At 66.9% G+C, this 19482-nt stretch carries 19 protein-coding genes (1 of these 19 cut by a window edge); 7 read left to right on the top strand and 12 right to left on the bottom strand.

Annotated elements, in window-relative coordinates; all coding sequences use genetic code 11:
- The 5 genes from JL101_RS29035 to JL101_RS29015 form a co-directional block, all read right to left on the bottom strand.
- Nucleotides 1-969 (bottom strand): acetamidase/formamidase family protein, encoded by a 969-nt coding sequence (locus JL101_RS29035; protein WP_203103006.1) that lies wholly within the window; start codon nt 967-969, stop codon nt 1-3.
- Nucleotides 959-2587: an ABC transporter substrate-binding protein gene (locus JL101_RS29030; RefSeq protein WP_203103005.1), complete on the bottom strand. Its 1629-nt coding sequence runs from the start codon at nt 2585-2587 to the stop codon at nt 959-961. The genes JL101_RS29035 and JL101_RS29030 overlap by 11 nt, the downstream gene beginning before the upstream one ends.
- A gap of 57 nt (nt 2588-2644) precedes the next feature.
- Nucleotides 2645-3565: an ABC transporter permease gene (locus tag JL101_RS29025; RefSeq protein WP_203103004.1), complete on the bottom strand. Its 921-nt coding sequence runs from the start codon at nt 3563-3565 to the stop codon at nt 2645-2647.
- A 2-nt stretch (nt 3566-3567) separates the two neighbouring features.
- Nucleotides 3568-4416, bottom strand: a complete 849-nt coding sequence (locus tag JL101_RS29020) for an ABC transporter permease (protein ID WP_203103002.1) — start codon at nt 4414-4416, stop codon at nt 3568-3570.
- Between the two features lie 177 nt (nt 4417-4593).
- Complete coding sequence (locus JL101_RS29015) at nt 4594-5682, bottom strand: NAD(P)H-dependent flavin oxidoreductase (RefSeq protein ID WP_203103000.1); 1089 nt, start codon at nt 5680-5682, stop codon at nt 4594-4596.
- Nucleotides 5683-5892: 210 nt separating this feature from the next.
- Between JL101_RS29015 and JL101_RS29010 the strand changes: the two genes are divergently transcribed.
- The 4 genes from JL101_RS29010 to JL101_RS28995 all read left to right on the top strand — a co-directional run bounded on the left by JL101_RS29010 (nt 5893) and on the right by JL101_RS28995 (nt 8433).
- Nucleotides 5893-6105, top strand: coding sequence for a hypothetical protein (locus tag JL101_RS29010; protein WP_203102999.1), 213 nt, complete (start codon nt 5893-5895; stop codon nt 6103-6105).
- A 92-nt stretch (nt 6106-6197) separates the two neighbouring features.
- Nucleotides 6198-6473: a hypothetical protein gene (locus JL101_RS29005; RefSeq protein WP_203102998.1), complete on the top strand. Its 276-nt coding sequence runs from the start codon at nt 6198-6200 to the stop codon at nt 6471-6473.
- Nucleotides 6473-6829, top strand: coding sequence for a hypothetical protein (locus tag JL101_RS29000; RefSeq protein WP_203102997.1), 357 nt, complete (start codon nt 6473-6475; stop codon nt 6827-6829). Before JL101_RS29005 ends, JL101_RS29000 begins: the two co-directional genes overlap by 1 nt.
- 8 nt (nt 6830-6837) lie before the next feature.
- Nucleotides 6838-8433: an FAD-dependent oxidoreductase gene (locus JL101_RS28995; protein ID WP_203102996.1), complete on the top strand. Its 1596-nt coding sequence runs from the start codon at nt 6838-6840 to the stop codon at nt 8431-8433.
- Nucleotides 8434-8559: 126 nt separating this feature from the next.
- Here the strand turns inward: JL101_RS28995 and JL101_RS28990 are convergent, their stop codons facing one another.
- The 4 genes from JL101_RS28990 to JL101_RS28975 all read right to left on the bottom strand — a co-directional run bounded on the left by JL101_RS28990 (nt 8560) and on the right by JL101_RS28975 (nt 14202).
- Entirely contained in the window at nt 8560-9453 is an 894-nt protein-coding gene (locus tag JL101_RS28990; RefSeq protein WP_203102995.1) for a ParB/RepB/Spo0J family partition protein, read from the bottom strand.
- 3 nt (nt 9454-9456) lie between these two features.
- A complete protein-coding gene (locus JL101_RS28985; protein ID WP_203102994.1) occupies nt 9457-10353 on the bottom strand; it encodes a ParA family protein in 897 nt (298 codons plus the stop codon).
- A gap of 231 nt (nt 10354-10584) precedes the next feature.
- A complete protein-coding gene (locus JL101_RS28980; protein ID WP_203102993.1) occupies nt 10585-13191 on the bottom strand; it encodes a calcium-binding protein in 2607 nt (868 codons plus the stop codon).
- Nucleotides 13192-14004: 813 nt separating this feature from the next.
- Nucleotides 14005-14202: a hypothetical protein gene (locus JL101_RS28975; protein ID WP_203102992.1), complete on the bottom strand. Its 198-nt coding sequence runs from the start codon at nt 14200-14202 to the stop codon at nt 14005-14007.
- Between the two features lie 565 nt (nt 14203-14767).
- Between JL101_RS28975 and JL101_RS28970 the strand changes: the two genes are divergently transcribed.
- Nucleotides 14768-14956, top strand: coding sequence for a hypothetical protein (locus JL101_RS28970; protein ID WP_203102990.1), 189 nt, complete (start codon nt 14768-14770; stop codon nt 14954-14956).
- A gap of 21 nt (nt 14957-14977) precedes the next feature.
- On the opposite strand, the gene JL101_RS28965 is transcribed toward JL101_RS28970, so the two are convergent.
- The 3 genes from JL101_RS28965 to JL101_RS28955 all read right to left on the bottom strand — a co-directional run bounded on the left by JL101_RS28965 (nt 14978) and on the right by JL101_RS28955 (nt 17629).
- Nucleotides 14978-15922: a ring-cleaving dioxygenase gene (locus JL101_RS28965; RefSeq protein WP_203102988.1), complete on the bottom strand. Its 945-nt coding sequence runs from the start codon at nt 15920-15922 to the stop codon at nt 14978-14980.
- 61 nt (nt 15923-15983) lie between these two features.
- Complete coding sequence (locus JL101_RS28960; protein ID WP_203102986.1) at nt 15984-16628, bottom strand: alpha/beta hydrolase; 645 nt, start codon at nt 16626-16628, stop codon at nt 15984-15986.
- A gap of 56 nt (nt 16629-16684) precedes the next feature.
- Entirely contained in the window at nt 16685-17629 is a 945-nt protein-coding gene (locus tag JL101_RS28955) for a ring-cleaving dioxygenase (RefSeq protein WP_203102984.1), read from the bottom strand.
- A gap of 189 nt (nt 17630-17818) precedes the next feature.
- On the opposite strand from JL101_RS28955, the gene JL101_RS28950 reads away from it, so the two are divergent.
- Together JL101_RS28950 and JL101_RS28945 are read left to right on the top strand one after the other, a co-directional pair.
- Complete coding sequence (locus JL101_RS28950; protein WP_203102982.1) at nt 17819-18754, top strand: LysR family transcriptional regulator; 936 nt, start codon at nt 17819-17821, stop codon at nt 18752-18754.
- A gap of 99 nt (nt 18755-18853) precedes the next feature.
- Nucleotides 18854-19482 carry the 5' portion of a hypothetical protein gene (locus JL101_RS28945; protein ID WP_203102980.1) on the top strand. It continues 100 nt past the right edge of the window, so the window shows 629 of its 729 coding nt (coding positions 1-629); the start codon lies at nt 18854-18856; the stop codon falls past the right edge of the window.

Raw genomic sequence — 19482 nt, 5'->3', positions numbered from 1 at the left:
TCAGGACAGCACCACCCGCGGGAAGTAGAAACTGACCACCCAGTTCGGCATGTCCACGATCTCGCTGACGCGCAGATCGCCGCAGACGCTGCACAGCATGTAGGCCTCGACCGCCGACATGCCGTGCCGGGCGGTCAGCAGGTCGATCATGCCCGACACCGCGGCCCGCGCCCCTTCCATCAGGTCGGGACCCACGCCGGTGGTCACTTCGTATCCTTCCGCGTCCAGGTGGCGGGTCACCGGACCTCGGGTGCGGAAGCGCGGGAAGGCCAGGTTGGCGCCCTTGACCAGCTCGAACTTCAGGGTGACGTCCATCGGGCTCTCGATGGCGGTGCCGCAGACCTCGCCGTCTCCCTGGGCCGCGTGGGTGTCGCCGACGGAGAACAGGGCTCCCGCCACCTCGACCGGCAGGTACAGCTCGGTGCCGGCGCACAGGTCGCGGACGTCCAGGTTGCCCCCTACCCTGCGCGGCGGAACCACGCTGTGCAGCCCCGGCTCGGCCGGTGCCAGCCCGATCGTGCCGGTGAAGGGCTTGAGGGGAACCCGGCCGCCGGGTCCGTAGAGGGCCGGCGCCATGCTGGCGGGATCGTATTTCCAGATGTGCAGCGCGGCTTCGGTGAACTGGTCGGCCAGCAGCCCGAAGCCGGGAATGTTGGCGGTCCAGCCCCAGCCGGACGGCCTGAAGGAGACCAGGGTCACCTTCAGCGCGTCGCCCGGCTCCGCCCCGTCGATATGGACCGGGCCGGTGACCGGGTTGACCTTGCCGAAATCGAGCCGGAGCAGGTCGTCCAGCACGCTGCCGGGGCCGAGCTGCCCGCCCGAGCTGTCCACCGTCTCGAACTCCACGGTCTCGCCCGGGGCGATGGTCAGGATCGGGGTATTGGAATTGTCCCAGCCATGGTGGTGGCAGTGGCGGTGGATGGTGTGGCCGTGCCCCTGTCCGGGCGCGTGGGTGTGGTTACTGGACATCGGTTGCGTACACTTGCTCGTAATTGACCGGGATATGGACGGGGTCGACGAAGATCGCGTCGGGGCCGCCCATGCGGGCGCTGTGCATGGTGAAGCGCTGCTCGTTGAACACGGGAGCCCAGGGGGCGTCCTCCATGATCTTCAGGTAGATGTCGCGCCAGGCGGCGGTGCGCTCCTCCTTCTTCGCGGGATCGACCATGGCGTCGGCCGCGGCAGCCTTCGCGTCCAGGTCCTTGTTGCAGTACCAGGACCAGTTCCAGCCGCCCGGCACCGCGCCGGCGCAGCCCAGGATCGGGCCGTAGAAGTTGGACGGGTCGGGGAAGTCCGCGATCCAGGCCATGCCGCCGGACCAGATCATCGGGGCGCCCTGCGGCTCGCCGCCGGCCGCGATCACGTTGGCCTGGGCCAGCGTCTTGACCGCCGCCCGGATGCCGACCGCGGCCAGGTCCTGCTGGATCGCCTGGACGATGCGCGGGTTGGGATCGGTGTTGTTGGCCAGGATCTCGGTATCGAAGCCGTCGGGGAACCCGGCCTCGGCCAGCAGCGCCTTGGCCTTGTTCTGGTCGAAGGCGTATCCCTCGTAGCCCTTGGCATAGCCCGGCATGGTCGGCGGCAGCGGCTGGGTCGCCGGAACGGCGCGGCCGTTGATGATGCGGACGATGCGGTCCTTGTTGATCGCCATGTTGACGGCCCGGCGGACCCGGACATCGTCGAACGGCTCCATCAACACGTTCATGGCGACGTAGCCGGTATGGAGCTGGCCGCCCTCGGCGATCAGGTCCTTGTTCTTCGCGTTGCCGCGGACTTCCAGGAAACGGGCCGGCGGGATGCCGTCGCCCAGCACGTCCACCTCGCCCCGCTCCAGCCGGAGCAGGGCCACGGTCGGTTCCTGCCCGATCTCGAAGGTGATCTGGTCCAGGTGCGGCAGCCCCTGTTCGAAGTAGTCGGGATTGCGCTCGAACACGACCCGCTGGCCCAGCACCCACTCCGCCAGCTTGAAGGCGCCGGTGCCGACCGGCTGCTTGCCGAAATCGGCGCCGGACTTCTCGACCTCCTCCTTCGGGACGGCGAAGGAGAAGTTGATCGCCATCACGTGCAGGAACGTGGCGTCGGGGCGCGACAGCTCGATCCTGACGGTCCGGGGATCGACCACCGTGATGCCGGACAGGCTGCCGTCGCCGGCCGTCGCCTCCTCGAAGCCCTTGATCGATCCGAAGAAGCCGGCGCCGGGGCTCTGGGTCGCGGGGTTGACGGTGCGCTCGATCGAATACTTGATGTCCTCGGCGGTGAGCGCCCGCCCGTTGTGGAACTTGACCCCCGGCCGGAGCTTGAAGGTGTAGGTCATGCCGTCGGCCGACATCTCGTAGCTCTCGGCCAAGTTCGGCCGCAGGGTCGTCGTGCCGGGCTCGTAATCCATCAGGCCGTCGAACAGTGCCTTGATCATCGACCAGTTCTGCCAGTCGTAGCCGATCGCCGGGTCCAGCGTCGCGACATCGTCCTTGTAGGTCACGATCATGGAGCCGCCGTTCTTGATATCGGCGGCACCGGCTGCCTGGGTGAGTGCGGTTCCGCACAGCAGGGCCGACGCGAGGGCGCCGGCAAGCATCAGGGTACGCATGTCCGTAAAGCCTCCTGTAGCTATTCGTCTTGTCGTTTCTTCACTTGAGCCATGGGTTCAGCGCAGCTTGATGCGCGGATCGGCGAGCGGCGCGATCAGGTCCGCCAGCAGGTTGCCGAGCACGATGAAAACGGCGGCGGTCAGCGTGACGCCCATGATCACGGGAATGTCCACCTGCTGGATCGCCTGCCACGTCAGCTGGCCGATGCCGGGCCAGCCGAACACGGACTCCACGACCACGGCGCCGCTCATGAAGATGCCAATATCCAGGCCGATCATGGCGATCAGCGGCAGCACCGCGTTGCGGAGCGCGTGGACGAAGACGATGCGGCGACCGCCGGCCCCCTTGGCGCGTGCGGTCCGGATATAGTCCTGGCGCAGCACGTCCACCATGGAGCTTCGGGCCATCCTGCTGTACCAGCCGCCGCCCAGGATCCCCAGGGTCAGCGACGGCAGGACCAGATGGGCGAAGGTGCCGTAGCCGCCGATCGGGAACCAGCCGAGCTGGACCGCGAACACGTAGAGCAGCAGGATGCCTACCACGAATTGCGGCGCCGATACTCCCAGGAAGGAGGCCACCATGATCGCCGTGTCGGTCGGCCGTCCCCGCCTGACCGCCGCCAGGATGCCCGCCGCCAGCCCGATCGCCAGTTCGCAGACGATGGCGCCGGCCATCAGCAGCAGGGTCGCGGGCAGCCGGCTCCAGACCAGGGAGGCGACCTCCGTCCTCTGGATGTAGGAACGCCCCATGTCGCCCTGGACGAGGTTGCCCAGGTAGCGCAGGTACTGCTGCCAGAGCGGCAGGTCGAGCCCGAGCTGCTGGCGGATCGACTGCACCGTCGCCGCCGTCGCCGACCGCCCGGCGATCTGGCGCGCCGGGTCGGCCGGCAGCAAGTAGAGCAGGATGAAGGTGACGAAGGTGACGCCCAGGAGGATCAGCACCGCCTGGACGACACGCCGGGCAAGATATCCCGCCATGGTCACCGGCCCCGCTGGGTCGGGTCGAGCGCGTCGCGCAGCCCATCGCCGACAAGGTTGAAGGCCAGCGCCAGCAGCAGGATCGCGGCGCCGGGGATGAACACCAGCCAGGGCGCATTGGCGAAATAGGTCTGGTTCTCGTAGATGATGTTGCCCCAGGAGGGCTCCGGCGGGCGGACGCCGATGCCGAGGAACGACAGGGTCGCTTCCAGCAGGACCGTCGTGGCGATGCCGAGCGTGGCATAGACCAGCACGGTCGGGACCAGATGCGGCACGATATGGCGGAACAGGATGCGCGGCCAGCCGGCACCCAGCGCCCGGCACGCCTCGATATAGTCCCGCTCGGCCAGCGCCGTCGTCTCGGTATAGACGACGCGGGCGATCTGCACCCAGTTTACCATGGCGATGACCAGGGCCACGATCAGCAGCGACGGGCTGAAGATCGCCGCCAGCGCGATCGCCAGGAGCAGCGCCGGGAACGCCATCATCAGGTCGGTGAAGCGCATGATCGCGGCCCCGACTACGCCCCGCGCATAGCCGGCGACGACGCCCAGCAGCGTGCCGACCAGGACGGCCACCCCGTTCGCCAGCACGCCGACCACCAGGGAGGTGCGTGCGCCGTAGATCAGGCGGGACAGCAGGTCGCGGCCGAGCTGGTCGGTCCCCAGCCAGAAGGTTCCGTTGGGCGGCAGCGGCGCCCCTTCCAGGGTCAGGCCTTCGAAGAACTGCTCGTTGGGATCGAACGGGGCCAGCAGGGGCGCCAACAGCGCAGCCCCGACGATGACGGCGATCAGGACCAGCCCCGCCATGGCGATGCGGTTGCCGGCAAAGCGCCTCAGGGCATCAGACATTCATGATACGGGGGGCTGAAGGCGGACAGCCGCCCAACCTGATGGCGATGCAATCACTGTGGGATGTTCCGTGCATGGTGGAGACCCGCTCGCTTCGGGCAATTGGTTTCTAACCAATTGAAACTGCTTGAGCCTCCACCGCAAGTCTCCCAGAGAGTTAATCCCTTCGTGAGAACGTCAGCCCCTGCCCCCCTTCTCCAGTGCTTCCGCCGCGAGGTGACGCGTGAGATCGCCGGACGGCATTTCGCGGCCCAGCGGTGCCCCCTGCCCCGCCCACATGTTGGTGAAGTCCGGCGAGCCGGCCGGCTCGGTCAGTCCTCTCAAGGGCACCAGGGCTCCGCCGGCCAGCGGAAATTCCGGGGCGAGCGGCGACAGCGGCCCGACCTCGGCGATGATGCGGTTGACGATCCCGCGCGCCGGGCGCCCGGTGAAGACGTTGGTGACGACGGTGTCGTCGGCTGCCGCCGTCCTGAGCGCCTCGCGGTGCATGGCGGAAACCTTCGCTTCCGGCGTGAACAGGTAAGCCGTACCGATCTGCACGGCGGAGGCACCCAGCGCGAGGGCGGCGACGATCCCGCGCGCGTCCATGATCCCGCCGGCCGCGATCACCGGGACCCGGACGGCATCGGCGACCTGCGGCACCAGCGCGAAGGTGCCGACCTGGCGATCCATGTCGGCCATGAGATCCTGTCCCAGGAAGGTCCCCCGGTGCCCGCCGGCTTCAATGCCCATGGCAACGATGGCGTCGCAGCCCCGTTCCTCCAGCCAACGGGCCTCGGCGACGGTGGTCGCCGAGGAGATGATCCGGGCGCCCGTCGCCTTTACCCTCTCCAGCAACGTCCTGTCGGGAAGACCGAAATGGAAGCTGACGGTTTCGGGCCTGTACTCCTCGACCAGGGAGCAGAACTCCCCGTCGAACGGCGCGCGGTTGGAAACCGGGACCGGTGCTTCGGGATCGAGGCCGTGCTCGACATAGTACGGCGCCAGCCGCGCCCGCCATGCCATGGCGCGTGCGCCGTCGATCGCCGGCTGTCTGTGGCAGAAGAAATTGAGGTTGATCGGGCGGGACGTGGCCCGGCGGATCGTGTCCAGCGCCTCGCGCGCCTGGGCGGCGCTGTACATTGCACAGGGCAGCGAGCCCAACCCGCCGGCCTCGCTGACCGCGATCACCATTTCCGGCGTGGTCGCCCCGGCCATGGGAGCCTGGATGATCGGAAGATCGATGCCGAAAAGGTCGAGGATGCGACGGTCTGGCCATTGATTCATGATAACCCTCCCCTGGGCGCGACACGTCCGGACGGCAAGCGAGCGAAACCCGCGGTCCGGAGTGCATTGATACGCCATATCCGCGACGGTGGTCCAGCAGCCGGCGCACCCGCCTCCGGACAGATCGATGCTGCAGCGCAGCGTGATGCGGAAGCGTTATGACCCATACAGTTATGGAAATAGTTTCATCCCTGCTCCAGAATGCCCGTCATGTCTGTCCTGATCGCCTTGATGCTGCTCGTCCTTCTCGGATGGTTTGTGATGGTTCCGCTGATCATTCCTCCGTGCTGGCTGCTGTGCCGGCGCTGGGGATACCCGCCGGCGCTGTCCCTGTGGCTGGCCGTTCCCTATATCGGCCTCGTCGTGTTCCTCATGATCCTGCTGCAGCCGCGCTCCTCGGCCGGCTCCGCGGGATCTGCGTAGTGTTCCGGCCGGGACGGCGTAGCCCAACGCCAGGAACCAAATGTCTCGGCCGGAACACCAGGAGGAGAGGCGCAATCCCGGAGGGGTTCTTGATGTTGTCGTTCGAAATCTTTCAGGCGATCCTGCTCGTCACGCTGTCCTTGCTTGTCGCGGTCCCTCTGGCGGCCTGCTGGAAGCTGTGCCGGCGGACGGGACGACCCGGCTGGCTTTCCCTTCTGATCCTTGTCCCGGTGCTCAACGTGGCCGCCGTCTACTGGTTCGTGCTGTCGCGCCCCGCCAGGCCGGGCACCTATCCCGCAGGAAGTGCCGGCAGGCATGCCGCCCGGCCGGAACCTGCCGTCCGCCGACGCAGCGCGGAGACCGCGTGATGCGCCGCCGGTCCTTCCTCCTGTACCTGCTCCCCCTGCCCTTCTGCGCCGCGGGGCTGCCCCTGGCGACGGTGAAGCCCGTCACTGCCCTGCTGCCGGACCCGTTCTCATCGGCATTCGGGGACGTCGAGGCCATGCGCATCCTCGGGCGACGCTTCCTGGAACTGCATCCCGAGGAAACGATCGCGGTCCGATCCTGGCTGGCCGTCCTGGAGGAGGCCGGACAGGACGCCATGCTCGGCCACACCGCGCGACGCATCCGGCAGGATCTGCATGACGGCAATGTCGTGGTGGTGGACGGCTGGGTCCTGCCCCACTCCATCGCCCTCACCTGTTCGGCCGTATCTTTGGCTTAGGGACTGTAATGTTCATCGACATCAACGGCCTGGACGAGCATGCCGAGCTCGAGGCCGACATCTGCATCATCGGCGCCGGACCCGCCGGCATCAGCATGGCCCGCGATCTGATCGGCACACCGGTACGCGTTCTCCTGCTCGAAAGCGGGGAACTGGAGTTCGACGGGGATACCCAGGAGCTCTATGCCAGCGAGAGCGTCGGCATCCCCTACTTCGCGCTGGACCAGAGCCGGCTCCGCTATTTCGGGGGCTCGTCCAACCACTGGGACAACTGGTGCGGGGAGTTCGAACCGATCGACCTCCGGCAGCGGTCCTGGGTGCCCGACAGCGGATGGCCCTTCGGCATCGAGGAGCTTTTTCCCTATTACGACCGCGCACGCCCGCTCTGCGGGCTGCCGCCGCGCCGCTCGACCGAGTGGATCCAGGAACGTATGGGTGTGCCTCCCCTCCCCTTCGACGGATCCCGCCTGAAATATCATTTCTGGGAGATCGCCGCGCCGCCGATCCGTTTCGGAGAGGCCTACGGGGCTGAACTGCGCGACGCTCCCAACATCCGCGTCGTCTTCAACGCCAACGCCACGGAACTGAGGACGGACGAGGCCGGCGGCGTGATCACCTGGGTCGAACTCCGTTCCCTGAAAGGCCGCGTGATGACGGCACGGGCGCGCTTCGTCGTCCTGGCGTGCGGCGGCATGGAGAATGCCCGGCTGATGCTGGACTCCGATCGCGTCCAGCCCAACGGCATCGGCAATCGGCATGACCTGGTCGGCCGCTATTTCATGGACCATCCGCTGGATCGCGTGGGCAGCATCGTAACCAGCGATCCCATGAAGCTCATCGACGCGCTTCGGACCAGCCGCCGCGGCAAGCATTTCTACTTCCCGTCGGTCGTCCTGACGGAGGCGGCGATGGAGAGGGAGCAGGTCCTGAACAGCCGGATCCAGCTCCGCTTCACGACCACCGAGAATACGCTCCAGATGCTCCAGCGGGTGGGCAGGGCGGTGGCGGCGGGGCAGGTGCCGTCCAGGCCGGTCGAAACGGTCGGCGAGCTTTTGTTGAATGCCGATATCGTGGCCTACAATCTCTACCGCCGCATGATCGCCGACCTGCCGATCGTGCCGAAGCCCGCCAGCGTCACCGAAGTGCTGTTCACGTTCCAGGCGGAGCAGGCCCCGAACCCGGACAGCCGGATCATGCTCTCCGACAAGCGCGACGCCCTGGGCAGCCGGCAGATGGTCCTGGATTGGCGGCTATCCGAACTGGACAAGAGATCGCTCTATGTCCAAACCAAACTGCTGGGGGCGGAACTGGCCCGGATGGGCCTGGGCCTGTTCCGGATGGAGCCCTGGCTCGCCGATAGGGCGAACAACTGGAGCCCCGACGTGGTGATCGGCTATCACCACATGGGAACGACCCGGATGGCGGACGACGAGAGGCGAGGGGTCGTCGACCGCCATTGCAGGGTGCACGGGATGGACAACCTTTACATCGCCGGAAGCTCCGTCTTTCCGACCGGCAGCAACATCAATCCCACATTGACCATCGTGGCGCTGGCCCTCAGGTTGACCGACCACCTGAAACAGCGGGTTGCCACCACGACGTGAGCGCCGAGCCAATAAAGGACCGGGGGAAGGAATGCCTTCCCGCCGCCTGCGGGACGCGCACCGGCCCGGTGAACAGAAAAGGCGTGTGCGGATCCGCACACGCCTCCCTGCCCGTCCAAAGCGCCTTCAGGCCTTCAGCAGACGATCGATCTGATCCCGCAGGCTCTCAAGCCGCATCCGGTGATCCTCGTCGACCTGCGCCTGCCGGCTCTCCCAATCGTCCATGGTTGCGGACAGTCGGTCGATGATGCCGAGTATCTGCTTGCCCGGCTTCATCGGCCTGATGTTCCGGTCGCTCGCGACGGCTTGGCGGGACGGCTGCCTGGTGCCGATCTCGACGGGAGCGTCGCCGCGCTTCGCGTCGCGGAGTTCGCGTTCGGTCAGGCCGGCCTTGGCCAGATGCCACAGTTGGCGCTGGCGGTCCTCGGTCCCGGCCGAGGCGACTTCGAACAGCCGTGCCGCCGAAACCTGGTCCGCCATGTCCTGGTATTCGTCCAGGATATCCTGCGGCATCCGGAGCACCCCCAGGAACCGGCTGATGCGCGATCGCTCCATGCCGACGAGATCGGCGACCGCAGTCTGGTCGGTGATGCCGAGTTGCTCCATCAGCCCGCGAAACGCCAACGCTGTTTCGACCACGTCCAGGTCTTCGCGCATCAGGTTCTCGGCGATGGCAACCGCGGGATCGCTCTTCAGGAAGACCCGCGCCAGGATCGTCGTCTCGCCCAGGTGCTCGTGAGCCAGCAGGCGCCGCTGCCCGGCGCGCAGTTCGTACTCGCCCTCGGAAAGCCAGACGACGGTGATGGGATTGATCAGCCCGACCTTGCGGATGTTCTCGGCCAATGCCGCGATCTTGCCGGGGTCGACGTTCTTGCGCGGCTGGTTCGGATTGGGCTTGACGCTGGAGACGGGGATACGTTGCTGGCGGCCGTTGGGATCGGCTTCGCCTCCCTTGGCGGCCAGTTCCTTGACCTGGCGCTGGATATTGTCCGACGAGCGACGGGCGAGAAGATTAGCCATGGATCAACCAGCCTTTGCTTGAGCCGCCTGGGCCGCTCTGATGTGCTTGAGGATGAGCTTCACATAGTCGCGGTAAGTCGCGACGGCCTTGGACCGCGCGCTGGCGCGCAGGGCAGGGTGGCCGGCCGCCGAGGCCTTGCTGAAGACCGTGGCCCGCGGAACCGGCTCGAAGATCGGGACAAGGTCCGACACCAGCCGGTTCAGTTCGCCCAGCGTCGCCTGCTCCTGGCTGTTCTTGGCCGTGTACATGGTCGGCAGGATCGGGAGGATGGTCAGCCCCGGATTATAGTTGTCCCGAACCTGGGCGACCGTATCCAGCAGGCTCAGGGTCCCGTGGGCCGCCAGATACTCGGTCTGCACCGGGATGATCAGGTAATCGGCGAGGCTGAGCGCGTTGATCGTCAACAGGTTCAGGTTGGGACCGCAGTCGAAGATGATGACGTCGAACCGGCCCTGCACAGCCGACAGCTTCTGGCTCAGCCGCTTCTCTCCGCCGATTTCGCTGCTCAGCGTCCGTTCTGCGTCCGTCAGGGCCTTGGAGCTTGGGGCAACCCAGAGCTCCGTGTCGCCGTACTGGAGGAGGATGCTCTCGATCTCGCACTGCCCGCGCAGGACGGACGCCATGTTCAAGCCGTTCTCGCGGACCTCGCTGATGTCGAAGCCAAGGTCCGAGGTGGCGTTCGCCTGCATGTCCAGATCGACCACGAGGCAACTCATTCCCGCATCGACCAGTCCCCAGGCCACATTGACCGCCGTAGTCGTCTTGGCGACGCCGCCCTTCAGGTTGGTGACCGCGAGATGGAAGGTGCGTTTGGTGGCCGGGGGCGCCTTTGCGCCGGCGTCTCGATCCTCGACGAGCGTTCCGGAACCTGTGCTTGTCGTCTTGACGGTTCGCGCCATCTCCAGCCTCTATGTCATTGGATCTGTGCGGCAGATGTTTCGGACCGCACGGACTCATTGTCAACGCCGGTTTGCCGGTCTTCGGCCATCTTCCGCGGATGTGTGTGCGGAACCGCACACCACCCCGCGGCAGTCTTTCCTTCCCGAGCGCCCGGCCCGAGCGCCCGGATGTGAAAAGCCCGCCTGTGCGGTTCCGCACAGGCGGGCTCGTTGGCGGAGCGGGGCAGGGGATCAGATCATCCGGATCATGCCGGCGGTCATCTCGTCCGGGGCGAGGCCGAGGACGGTGACTTCCAGGCCGTTGCCCAGATCGAGCACCGCATTGCCGGAACCGTCGGCCTCGGCCGCACCGAGCACCTGTGCGGCGGTGGTCAGGCCGTTGCCATCGAGGTCGGCCTCGATCTCGATGAGGTCCGATCCCCTCTTGAAGTCCGCGACAATGTCCCGTCCACCGGCATTGGAGCCGAACTCGAACCGGTCGGCCCCGCCGTTGCCTTTGAGGTAGTCGTCGCCCGCCCCTCCCGCGATGCGATCGTCGCCTGCACCGCCATACAGGAAATCGTCCCCTGCACCGCCGGAAAGGGCGTCGTTCCCCTGCCCGCCGAACAGGATGTCGATGCCGCCCTCGCCCGTCACGGTATCGTCGCCGGCCGAGCCATGGATCAGCTCGTTGCCCTCCGCCCCCCGCAGGATCTGGTCTTCCGGGCCGCGAGCGATGCGGATCTGGTCGAACTCGAGCGTATCGCCATCCGGCAGTCGGGGGGCCACGTTCCAGGTGGGATCGGCGTGGAACCCATCGGCACCCCGGGCCTTGACCATTTCCTTCGTCAGGTAGCCGAAGGCTTCCATGGCGTCGGCCGATTGCGTGGCGGTGAAGATCGCGGAGACCGCCGCCCGGGCATTGGCCGCGTAGGCGAAGGGAGAGCTGGGCCACCCCTGGATGCCGTCCGGCGGATCGGCCGGCGCGTTGCCGAAGCTGCGCTGGAACAGCTCTTCCCAGGTGTCATAGGCGGGGCCGTTGCCGGGGGCATTGACCTTGAACATATAGGCCGAGCCGAAGCGCGGATCGAAGCCGTTCTCCTCGTTGATGAAGCGGCCCGAGGTGAAGTTGTCCATCCACTCCAGCATCTTCACGGCCTGTTCGCTACCCCGTTGCGCCATGGTGCCGAGTGCTAGCACGACGAAGTCGGATTGCCAGACCAGCAGGTCGCCGTCCGGCCACATGTCGTGGCGAAGAAAGCCCTCGAACTCGCCGTACTTGTCTCCCTGTCCATCGACGATGTGGCGGGCGACCAGGGAGTCGAGGTTGCTGTCCAGCAGCTTGACGAAATAGGCCTTCAGGGGGTGCTCGTCGGGCGTGGCATAGGCGGCGTCGCTCATGTTGCGCCACGTCCAGGCCCGTCCGCGCACCTGGTCGAAATCGAGGAAGCCTTCTTCCTGCCCACGGTAGTGCGGGGCGAACGACGCGATGCTGTAAGCGGTCTGGGCCATCAGGCCGTCCAGGTAGTATTGCGAGCCGGTGACGAGATAGGGCAGGTAGTTGAGGGCCGGCTGATGGGCCGTGTCGAACTCCCATCCCGCCGCGGCTCCGTTGGCGAAGCCGTTGGTCAGCCCATCGTCGCCGAACTGCGGCCACTGGGTACGGCCATCCATCCACAGATCGGGGTGATCGTCGATGCGCAGGTACTCGCCCGTGCTCTCGTCGCGATAATGCCAGGGGATGCTGCCGGAGGCATCGGCGTTGGCCAGCATGGTTTCCAGGGCCCGTTCATCCTGGCTCGCCAGGTAGCGGGCGTTCCAGATCGGCATGATGCCGAGGTCGCCGCGTCCGCCGACTTCCGTCATCTTCTTCATGATCGTGGCGTTGCCCATCGGGCCGGTGTCGGCAGTCGAGGGGAGACCGAGGCTGCCCGCGGTCACGCCGAGGGACGTATCGATGCCGACGACGGCCCCGCTCGATTTCAGGTATCCGACATCCTGCGCCACATGGACGCCGGGAGCGTCCCCTGACCAGACTTCCTTGTGCCAGCGGCTGTTGCGGTGGTGAGCGATACCGTCCTTCTCGAAGGCGACACGGCCCTGATCGAGCAGTTCGACGTCGTAGTTGTAGAAGGTCGGAAGGCCCGGCCGGTAGGACGACTCCACACCGACGGTCACGTCGGTACGGACCGTGCCGTCATCGAAAGCGCGGATATCGAGGGTTACGGCGAGATGATCGTCGAGAGGCTTGACGACACGGAACTCGGATGCGAGCGGCCCGCTCATCCAGGTCTTGAGGGTGCCAGCGGCTGTCGCCTTCTCCAGTTCCGCGGCGGCGTCCACCTTGAACCGGGTCGCCGTTCCGCTGGCGCCCCTGACGGTCAGGTTGATATCGACGTCGTAGCCGCTCCGGAGGACATCCGCCGGCCTGATCGCCGTCCCGCCCGGTCCATGGTCCGCGGCCTCCAACATCACGGTCGCGACCTCGCCCGCCGCCAGGGCCGGCTGCGCGATGGTCAGGATGGCGTGGCGCACGGAGCCATCGGCGTGGGTCGCCTTGACATCCATCTGGACCGGGATTTCACGACCGTCGACAACCCCGACCAGATGGCTGCCGCCGCCCAGGTCGCCCTTGCCGAACACCTGACCGAAGGTGATCAGTCCGGCGTCTTCGGTGCCATCGGAATTGTTCTGAAGCTGAACGGCGACGATCTCGCCCGGCCTCGATGCGGAGGGCAGGGCAGGTGCCTTGACGACCGGAGCTGTGGCACGGACCTGAAAAAGCTCGGGCGCGATCGCCGGCGCGGCGGAATCGTTCCCGGCGGCGGCCGTGGGGGTCGTCTCGGAAATGGATGGCATGAGGCTTATCCAGGTTCGATGGATATGAAGTCGTCCGCCTACGGATCGAGTCCCCGGCAGGCCGGTTTGAGTCGTCGAAAGAAACCACCCGGTCGTGCCGAAACTACCGCGGCAACTTCAGCAGCCGGTTTCAAGACCGCGGTCAAGTACCGTGCAGATCTTCCTTCAACGCATCTTAGGCTGGTGTTTTTTCTGCCTATTTTGCGAAGAAGTTGATTTATCGTCACAGGGTGCGGAAAGTTCCAGTGACACTATCGGGGCGAGGAGGGGGCCAAAATAGGCTCCGGATCGTCGTTGGGCAGGTGTGGGCGTGCGCAGTGACACGCCTGCCGGGAAACGGACGAAGTTTCCATGATGCGGGAAACCGGCGGGATTCGGCAGTTCAGCCGGCCCGGCACATTGCATCAGACATGCCAAGCGACAACTACTGGGGCTCTCGGAGGAAAGCCGGTACAGGATCATAATAAAGGGAGAATCGATGGATAATCACCAGTCCCCTGCCGGAAGCGCCGATGAACGTCGCAGGCAGGCGCCCTGGGAAACGGCCGACGATCTGAAGACCATGCGGCCGGGTACCCGGGGCCGGCATGCGCGATACGTGGCGTGCCGCGGGCCCGGGCATCCAGTCACTGAAGAATGACTTCACCGGGTGGGGAGCGTGAGGATCTGCCGAACAAGGTCATGATGACATGGGCCTGAAGCGGTGTCGCCGCCCTGGCCGCGATCAGCGTCTGCGTGTTCTTCCCGCAGTTCCTGGCCTGATCCTACCACTGTGACCGGCCGCGTCGGCCGAGTTCCGGCCGGTGCAACGGGTCAGGCGACGACCCTCAGGTTGGGCCGGCGGGTGCCGGAAGGAGCCCTGCCGGACGGATTGTTGCTGTTGGCGGGCCGTGCGAACTCCGGAACGGAACTTTTCGCGAAAAAGGCGTGCATCACGGAGGCGAGAATGGTCGCGGCCATGGTTGCCACGAAGACCAGAAGGGCGATTTCGATCGGGGCGTCGGTCAGCATGTTTCGGTCTCCTTTGTGCGTTGCAACCAAGATAAAGGAAGGATCCTGCGACACAAGATCAGTACGGTGTATTTGGTATGCCAGATACGTAGACCTGGATTGCACAAGGCGGGTCGCCTCGTCTCCGGATAATCCTGCCGGGCGCCCGATCGTTCCACGAGGCGCCGGCGGCCCGGTGCCGGACCTCACGACGTTCCACTGACCGATCCGCCGCCGTCCGATCCGCGCCTGTTCCCCTGCCCATCGGAGAGCTCTCCCGGCAGGTGCTCACGCGTGCCCGCAACGGCGAGGACTTTTCCCGCCTTCGAGGAAGACTTTGCTCCAAGGGTTCGGCAGCAGTCAAGCTGCTGCCCAGTTTTTCGGAAGTCGTCGGTACAAGCACTTGAATCTTGGCTTTCCGCAGAGAAATAGACGCCGTGGAGTTGCTTGCATCGGCTTCACATTCCGTGTAACTGGGGCCGCCGCGTGTGCGCGGCCCTTCTTTTTGGACTCCGGCCGTCGCCGCGTGACAAGTAACGCGGTCCGCTGTTGGTATCTTCGGAAATCAAACAGCGGGAGCGATCCAGTGACCCAGAACAACAAGCCGGGCGACCGGGCAAAGGACAAGGACCCGGCCGTCACCGATACCCGGGATCCTCCTGCGGGTCTCCCGGATATGGGCGCGCCCGGGATGGGCGCCGACGAAATGCCCGGCGGGGCGGTTGCCGGTGGCGACGGCAAGCCGGACCCGAAGGACAAGAAGGACGACCATTAGCCTTTCTTCGCCAAATCCGCGTCAGAGCGGCTTCAGGTTGGCTTCGATCTCCCTGCGCCGGCCCTCCAGGAAGGGCGGCAGGGAGAGCTTCTCGCCGAGGGTGTCCAGCGCCTCGTCGGTCGCGAAGCCTGGGCCGTCGGTCGCGATCTCGAACAGCACGCCGTTGGGCTCCCGGAAATAGAGGCTGCGGAAATAGAAGCGGTCGACCGGGCCGCTCGACGGCATGCGTACCCGGTCCAGGCGGTCGGCCCAGGCCTCATAGTCCGCATCCGGAATGCGGAACGCCACGTGGTGGACGCTGCCGGCACCCGGCTGGGCCGGCGCGAGATCGGGCCGGACCGCCACATGGAGTTCCGCAGCCGCACCGCCGTCGCCCATGGCGTAGACAAGGGTGCGCGACGAGGGAGCCTCGGGCGTCGCATAGTCGCGGACCTGGGCCATGTTCAACACCCGGGTCAGCACAAGGTCGGTGGGCTTCAGGTCCGGCACGGTCATCGTGATCGGTCCCAGGCCGCGGATCTGGTGCTTGGCGGGGACCGGGCTGCGGTCCCAGGGGTGGGCGGCATCCGTGCCGCCGTCGTCGATCAGGCTCAGCCGCTGTCCCTCGAAATCCTCGAAGTCCAGCGTCGCGCGGCCGTCCCGTTCGACCACTTCCTCGTGCGGTACGCCGGTCTCGGCGAAATGGCGCTTCCACCAGGCCAGCGTATCCTGCCCGGCGACGCGAAGGCCGGTGCGGGTGATGCTGTGGTTGCCGCGCCGCTCGCGCCGAACCGGCCAGTCGAAGAAGGTGATGTCCGATCCGGGGGAGGCGAGGGCGTCCGCGTAGAACAGGTGGTACGCGCTGACATCGTCCTGGTTGACCGTCTTCTTGACCAGCCGCATGCCCAGGGTCCGCGTATAGAAGGCATGGTTGCCAGGCGCGTCGGCCGAGACGGCGGTCAGGTGATGGATGCCGGTGAGCTGCATGATCGGATCTCCTTCGCCGCCGCCCCGGGGGCGGCGGTCCCTTGTTACAGGAATGGGGGGACTAGGCGGGGACCGGGGCGAGCCGGCCGATCCAGTCCCTGGCAAGATTGACGTCCGCCTGCGACAGGCCGTGCCCCGCCGGCAGGACCCTCTGCTCGACCTCGGCTCCCGAGGCGCCCAGCAGCGCCGCGAGCCGCGCGGCGTTGTCGGCCGGGACGATCGGGTCCATCGCGCCGGACAGCAGGAGCACGGGCTTGCCGTCCAGCCCGAGGCTCCCCCCGGCCGCCGCCGGGGCGTCGGTCAGCGGCACCATGGCCCGCAGCAACACCGCCCCGGCCAGCGCCTCCGGCCGAAGCATCAGCACGGCGGCGGCGATGTTCGCCCCGTTGGAGAACCCGACCGCCACCGGGGTCGCCAGACCGTAGGCTTCCCGCGCCGCGGCGACGAAGTCGGCGAGCTCATGGGCGCGGTGCCTGACGTCCGCCTCGTCGAACACGCCTTCGGCCAGGCGGCGGAAGAACCGCGGCATGCCGCCCTCCAGCACCTTGCCGCGCGGGGAGAGCAGGGCCGAACCGGGGGCGATCATGCCGCCCAGCGGCATCAGGTCGTTCTCGTCGCCGCCCGTGCCGTGAAGCACAAGGATCGGCGGCTTCCCCGGCGCGGCGGCGGGTTCGAACCGGTGGATGAAGGACAGGGCGGTGGTCATGGCGAACCTCTTCGGGAAGCCGGTCCGGCTTCGGATGGAACGGACGGTCGAGAATTTCAGGCGACTTCCGGCAGCACCGCCTCGATCGAAGCCCGGCGCGGCTCCAGGAAGTCCGGCAGTTTCAGCGTGCGGCCCAGGTCCGACACCGGCTCGTCGACGGCGAAGCCCGGCTCGTCGGTCGCGATCTCGAACAGCACGCCCCCCGGCTCGCGGAAATAGACCGACCGGAAATAGTTGCGGTCCTTCTGTTCCGTCGTGCGGATGCCGTGATGGTTCGCCAGCCTCGCGACCATGCCGGCCTGCGCCGCGTCGTCGGCCGCCCGGAACGCGATGTGGTGGACCGACCCGGCCCCCATCCGTGCCGGCAGGAAACCTCCCGCCACCCGGATGTCCACGATCCCGCCGACGGGGTTTCCCTCGACTCTGAAGCGGACGACCGCTCCTTCCTGCCCGACCCTGGTGAAGCCGAACACGTCGGTCAGGATCGCGCCGGTCGGCGCCTCCTCCTTCAGCAGCAGGCTGACGCCGTGGAAGCCGCGGATCGCGTGTTCCGCCGGGACTTCCCCGCCGGCCCAGGTGGGCTCGGTGCCGATCCCGGGAACCGCGGCGAGCGCCAGGCGCATGCCGTCGGGGTCGCGGAACGGCAGGACCGTCTCGCCGAAGCGCTTTTCCGGGGCTTCGTGGCGAACGCCGCGCTCGATCAGCCGGTGGGTCCAGTAGCCCAGGGACTGCTCGGGAACCCGGAAGACGGTTCCCTTCGTTTCCCCGATCCCCAGGCGGCCCGGCGCCGCGTGGTCCCACGGGAAGAAGGTCAGTATCGCCCCGGGCTGGCCCACCTCGTCGCCATAATAGAAGTGATAAGTGCCCGGATCGTCGAAGTTGACCGTCTTCTTGACCAGCCGCAGCCCGAGTGTGTGGCCGTAGAAGTCCAAGTTGCGGTGCGTCGATCCCGCGATCGCCGTGACGTGATGAATTCCGTTCCGGTTCGCAACAGAGCCCATTGTCTTGTCCTCCAGGGCGGCGGAGTGTCCGTCGCCTTGCCGGCTTGCCGGCGGGTTGTTCCTGACTGATGCAAAGATGGCGGGTCCGACGGCAAAAGCCTATGGGTTATCGATTGCGCCTGTGCAATGCTGTGAGTGCGGTTTTGCCGTGGAGATTGCAACAGCGAACAGATGCGAGGAACGGGCCCGATGGCCGAACCGTTCAGGAACCTGGCATGGGACGACTTCCGGCTGGTCAAGGCGATCGCGGACGCCAAGGGCCTGCCGTCGGCGGCCCAGCAGCTCGGCATCAACCACTCGACCGTGTTCCGGCGCCTGCGCCAGATCGAGACGGCCCTGGGCACCCCGCTGTTCGAGCGGCACCGGGTCGGCTACGTTCCCACGGCGGCGGGGGAGGAGATGGTATCCCTGGCGGCACGCCTGGACGAGGACATCACCGCCTTCACCCGGAAGGTCTCCGGGCGCGAACCGTCGCCGGCGGGCGAGCTGCGGGTCACGACCAACGATTCCCTCCTCGTCCACCTGCTGACGCCGCTGTTCGCGCTGTTCCTGGTGCAATGCCCCGACATGCGGCTGGACGTCGTGCTCAGCAACCAGCCGCTCAACCTGTCGAAGCGTGATGCCGACGTGGCGATCCGGGCGACCGACAACCCGCCGGAAACGCTGGTCGGCCGCCGCGCCGCCCGCATCGCCTGGGCGCTCTACGGCAGGGCGGCCGACTTCCCGGTTCCCGGGGCGGCCGATCCCGACACCCTCCACCGCCGCTCCTGGGTTTCGCTGGGCGAGGACATGGCGGGCATGAAGGTGGTCCGCCGCGTGCGCGAGAACGTGCCGCCGGAGCGGATCGCCTACCGCACCAACTCGGTGCTCGGGCTGGGGGAGGCGGTCGAGGCCGGCATCGGCATCGCGTACCTGCCGTGCCTGATCGCCGACGTGCGGCCGGCGCTGGTCCGGCTGGCCCCTCCCGACCCGGAGCTTTCGGCCGACCTCTGGCTGCTGACCCATCCGGACCTTCGCCACGCGCCGCGCATCCGGGTCTTCCTGGACTTCATGGCCGCCGAGATCGGCAGGCGCCGCCGGGTGATCGAGGGGACCGACCTGCCAATCGGGCAGATCGACCGATGAGCAGGAGACCGCCGTTCCGGTTCCGGCAGATAACGATCCGGCGGGCCGCGTTCCCGGGCGCCGGCCAGTCGGATCGGAGGAGGGGGGCGGGATATGCACATGGCCAAATGCTTGGCACTCGGCCTGTTCGCGGCGGCGCTGACGTCGACCTGCGCGCAGGCGGTGCCCATCACCGGCTTTCCGCTGGTCAGCGTCACCATAGACGAACCGGCACCGGGTACCGTCATCTCCACCGCGTCGCTGTCCGAGCCGACCGTCGTGGAGAGATCCGCCGGGGGCGGGATCGCGTCGGGCCGGGTTTCGGCCATCCAGGGCACAGACCTGAACCGCGCCTTCGGGGGCGTGCAGGGTTCCGTCGGACTTGACCTCACGGGAACGGGGTTCGCCCAGGTGACCCTCGACGGCAAGGTGAGGACGACCGTCACCCTTCCGGCCGACCAGCAGGGCTCGCCCTTCTCGGCGATTAATATCGGTCCCAACACCGTCATCGACCTGCACGAACTCGACGATGTCCGGTACAGCCTCGCCTACCGGCTGTCGATCCTGTACGACCCGGGCGGCCCCTTCGAGCGGGAGCTGCGCATGACGAACCGGTTCGAATGCGTCCAGAGCGGCGAGAGGCGTTGTCCGTTCGAGGTCTTCGACTACAATTCCGATCCCAATCCGTTCCTGCCGGCTCCGGGCGGCACGTCGACGCTCGACATGAGCCTGAGCTATACCGTCACCCT

Origin of the sequence: Skermanella rosea (assembly GCF_016806835.2) — a bacterium.
Lineage (GTDB): Bacteria > Pseudomonadota > Alphaproteobacteria > Azospirillales > Azospirillaceae > Skermanella > Skermanella rosea.
The sequence above is the reverse complement of the archived record's forward strand: the minus strand, read 5'-3'. Positions and strand labels throughout refer to the sequence as shown.

What these genes read in the sequence shown, in the direction of transcription:
- JL101_RS28960 (WP_203102986.1), bottom strand. Translation starts at nt 16,628, where the DNA reads ATGACCACCGCCCTGTCCTTCATCCACCGGTTCGAACCCGCCGCCGCG.
- JL101_RS28980 (WP_203102993.1), bottom strand. Translation starts at nt 13,191, where the DNA reads ATGCCATCCATTTCCGAGACGACCCCCACGGCCGCCGCCGGGAACGAT.
- JL101_RS28985 (WP_203102994.1), bottom strand. Translation starts at nt 10,353, where the DNA reads ATGGCGCGAACCGTCAAGACGACAAGCACAGGTTCCGGAACGCTCGTC.
- JL101_RS28990 (WP_203102995.1), bottom strand. Translation starts at nt 9,453, where the DNA reads ATGGCTAATCTTCTCGCCCGTCGCTCGTCGGACAATATCCAGCGCCAG.
- JL101_RS29000 (WP_203102997.1), top strand. Translation starts at nt 6,473, where the DNA reads ATGCGCCGCCGGTCCTTCCTCCTGTACCTGCTCCCCCTGCCCTTCTGC.
- JL101_RS29035 (WP_203103006.1), bottom strand. Translation starts at nt 969, where the DNA reads ATGTCCAGTAACCACACCCACGCGCCCGGACAGGGGCACGGCCACACC.
- JL101_RS29010 (WP_203102999.1), top strand. Translation starts at nt 5,893, where the DNA reads ATGTCTGTCCTGATCGCCTTGATGCTGCTCGTCCTTCTCGGATGGTTT.
- JL101_RS29025 (WP_203103004.1), bottom strand. Translation starts at nt 3,565, where the DNA reads ATGGCGGGATATCTTGCCCGGCGTGTCGTCCAGGCGGTGCTGATCCTC.
- JL101_RS28995 (WP_203102996.1), top strand. Translation starts at nt 6,838, where the DNA reads ATGTTCATCGACATCAACGGCCTGGACGAGCATGCCGAGCTCGAGGCC.
- JL101_RS28975 (WP_203102992.1), bottom strand. Translation starts at nt 14,202, where the DNA reads ATGCTGACCGACGCCCCGATCGAAATCGCCCTTCTGGTCTTCGTGGCA.
- JL101_RS29020 (WP_203103002.1), bottom strand. Translation starts at nt 4,416, where the DNA reads ATGTCTGATGCCCTGAGGCGCTTTGCCGGCAACCGCATCGCCATGGCG.
- JL101_RS28955 (WP_203102984.1), bottom strand. Translation starts at nt 17,629, where the DNA reads ATGGGCTCTGTTGCGAACCGGAACGGAATTCATCACGTCACGGCGATC.
- JL101_RS28965 (WP_203102988.1), bottom strand. Translation starts at nt 15,922, where the DNA reads ATGCAGCTCACCGGCATCCATCACCTGACCGCCGTCTCGGCCGACGCG.
- JL101_RS29030 (WP_203103005.1), bottom strand. Translation starts at nt 2,587, where the DNA reads ATGCGTACCCTGATGCTTGCCGGCGCCCTCGCGTCGGCCCTGCTGTGC.
- JL101_RS29005 (WP_203102998.1), top strand. Translation starts at nt 6,198, where the DNA reads ATGTTGTCGTTCGAAATCTTTCAGGCGATCCTGCTCGTCACGCTGTCC.
- JL101_RS28950 (WP_203102982.1), top strand. Translation starts at nt 17,819, where the DNA reads ATGGCCGAACCGTTCAGGAACCTGGCATGGGACGACTTCCGGCTGGTC.
- JL101_RS29015 (WP_203103000.1), bottom strand. Translation starts at nt 5,682, where the DNA reads ATGAATCAATGGCCAGACCGTCGCATCCTCGACCTTTTCGGCATCGAT.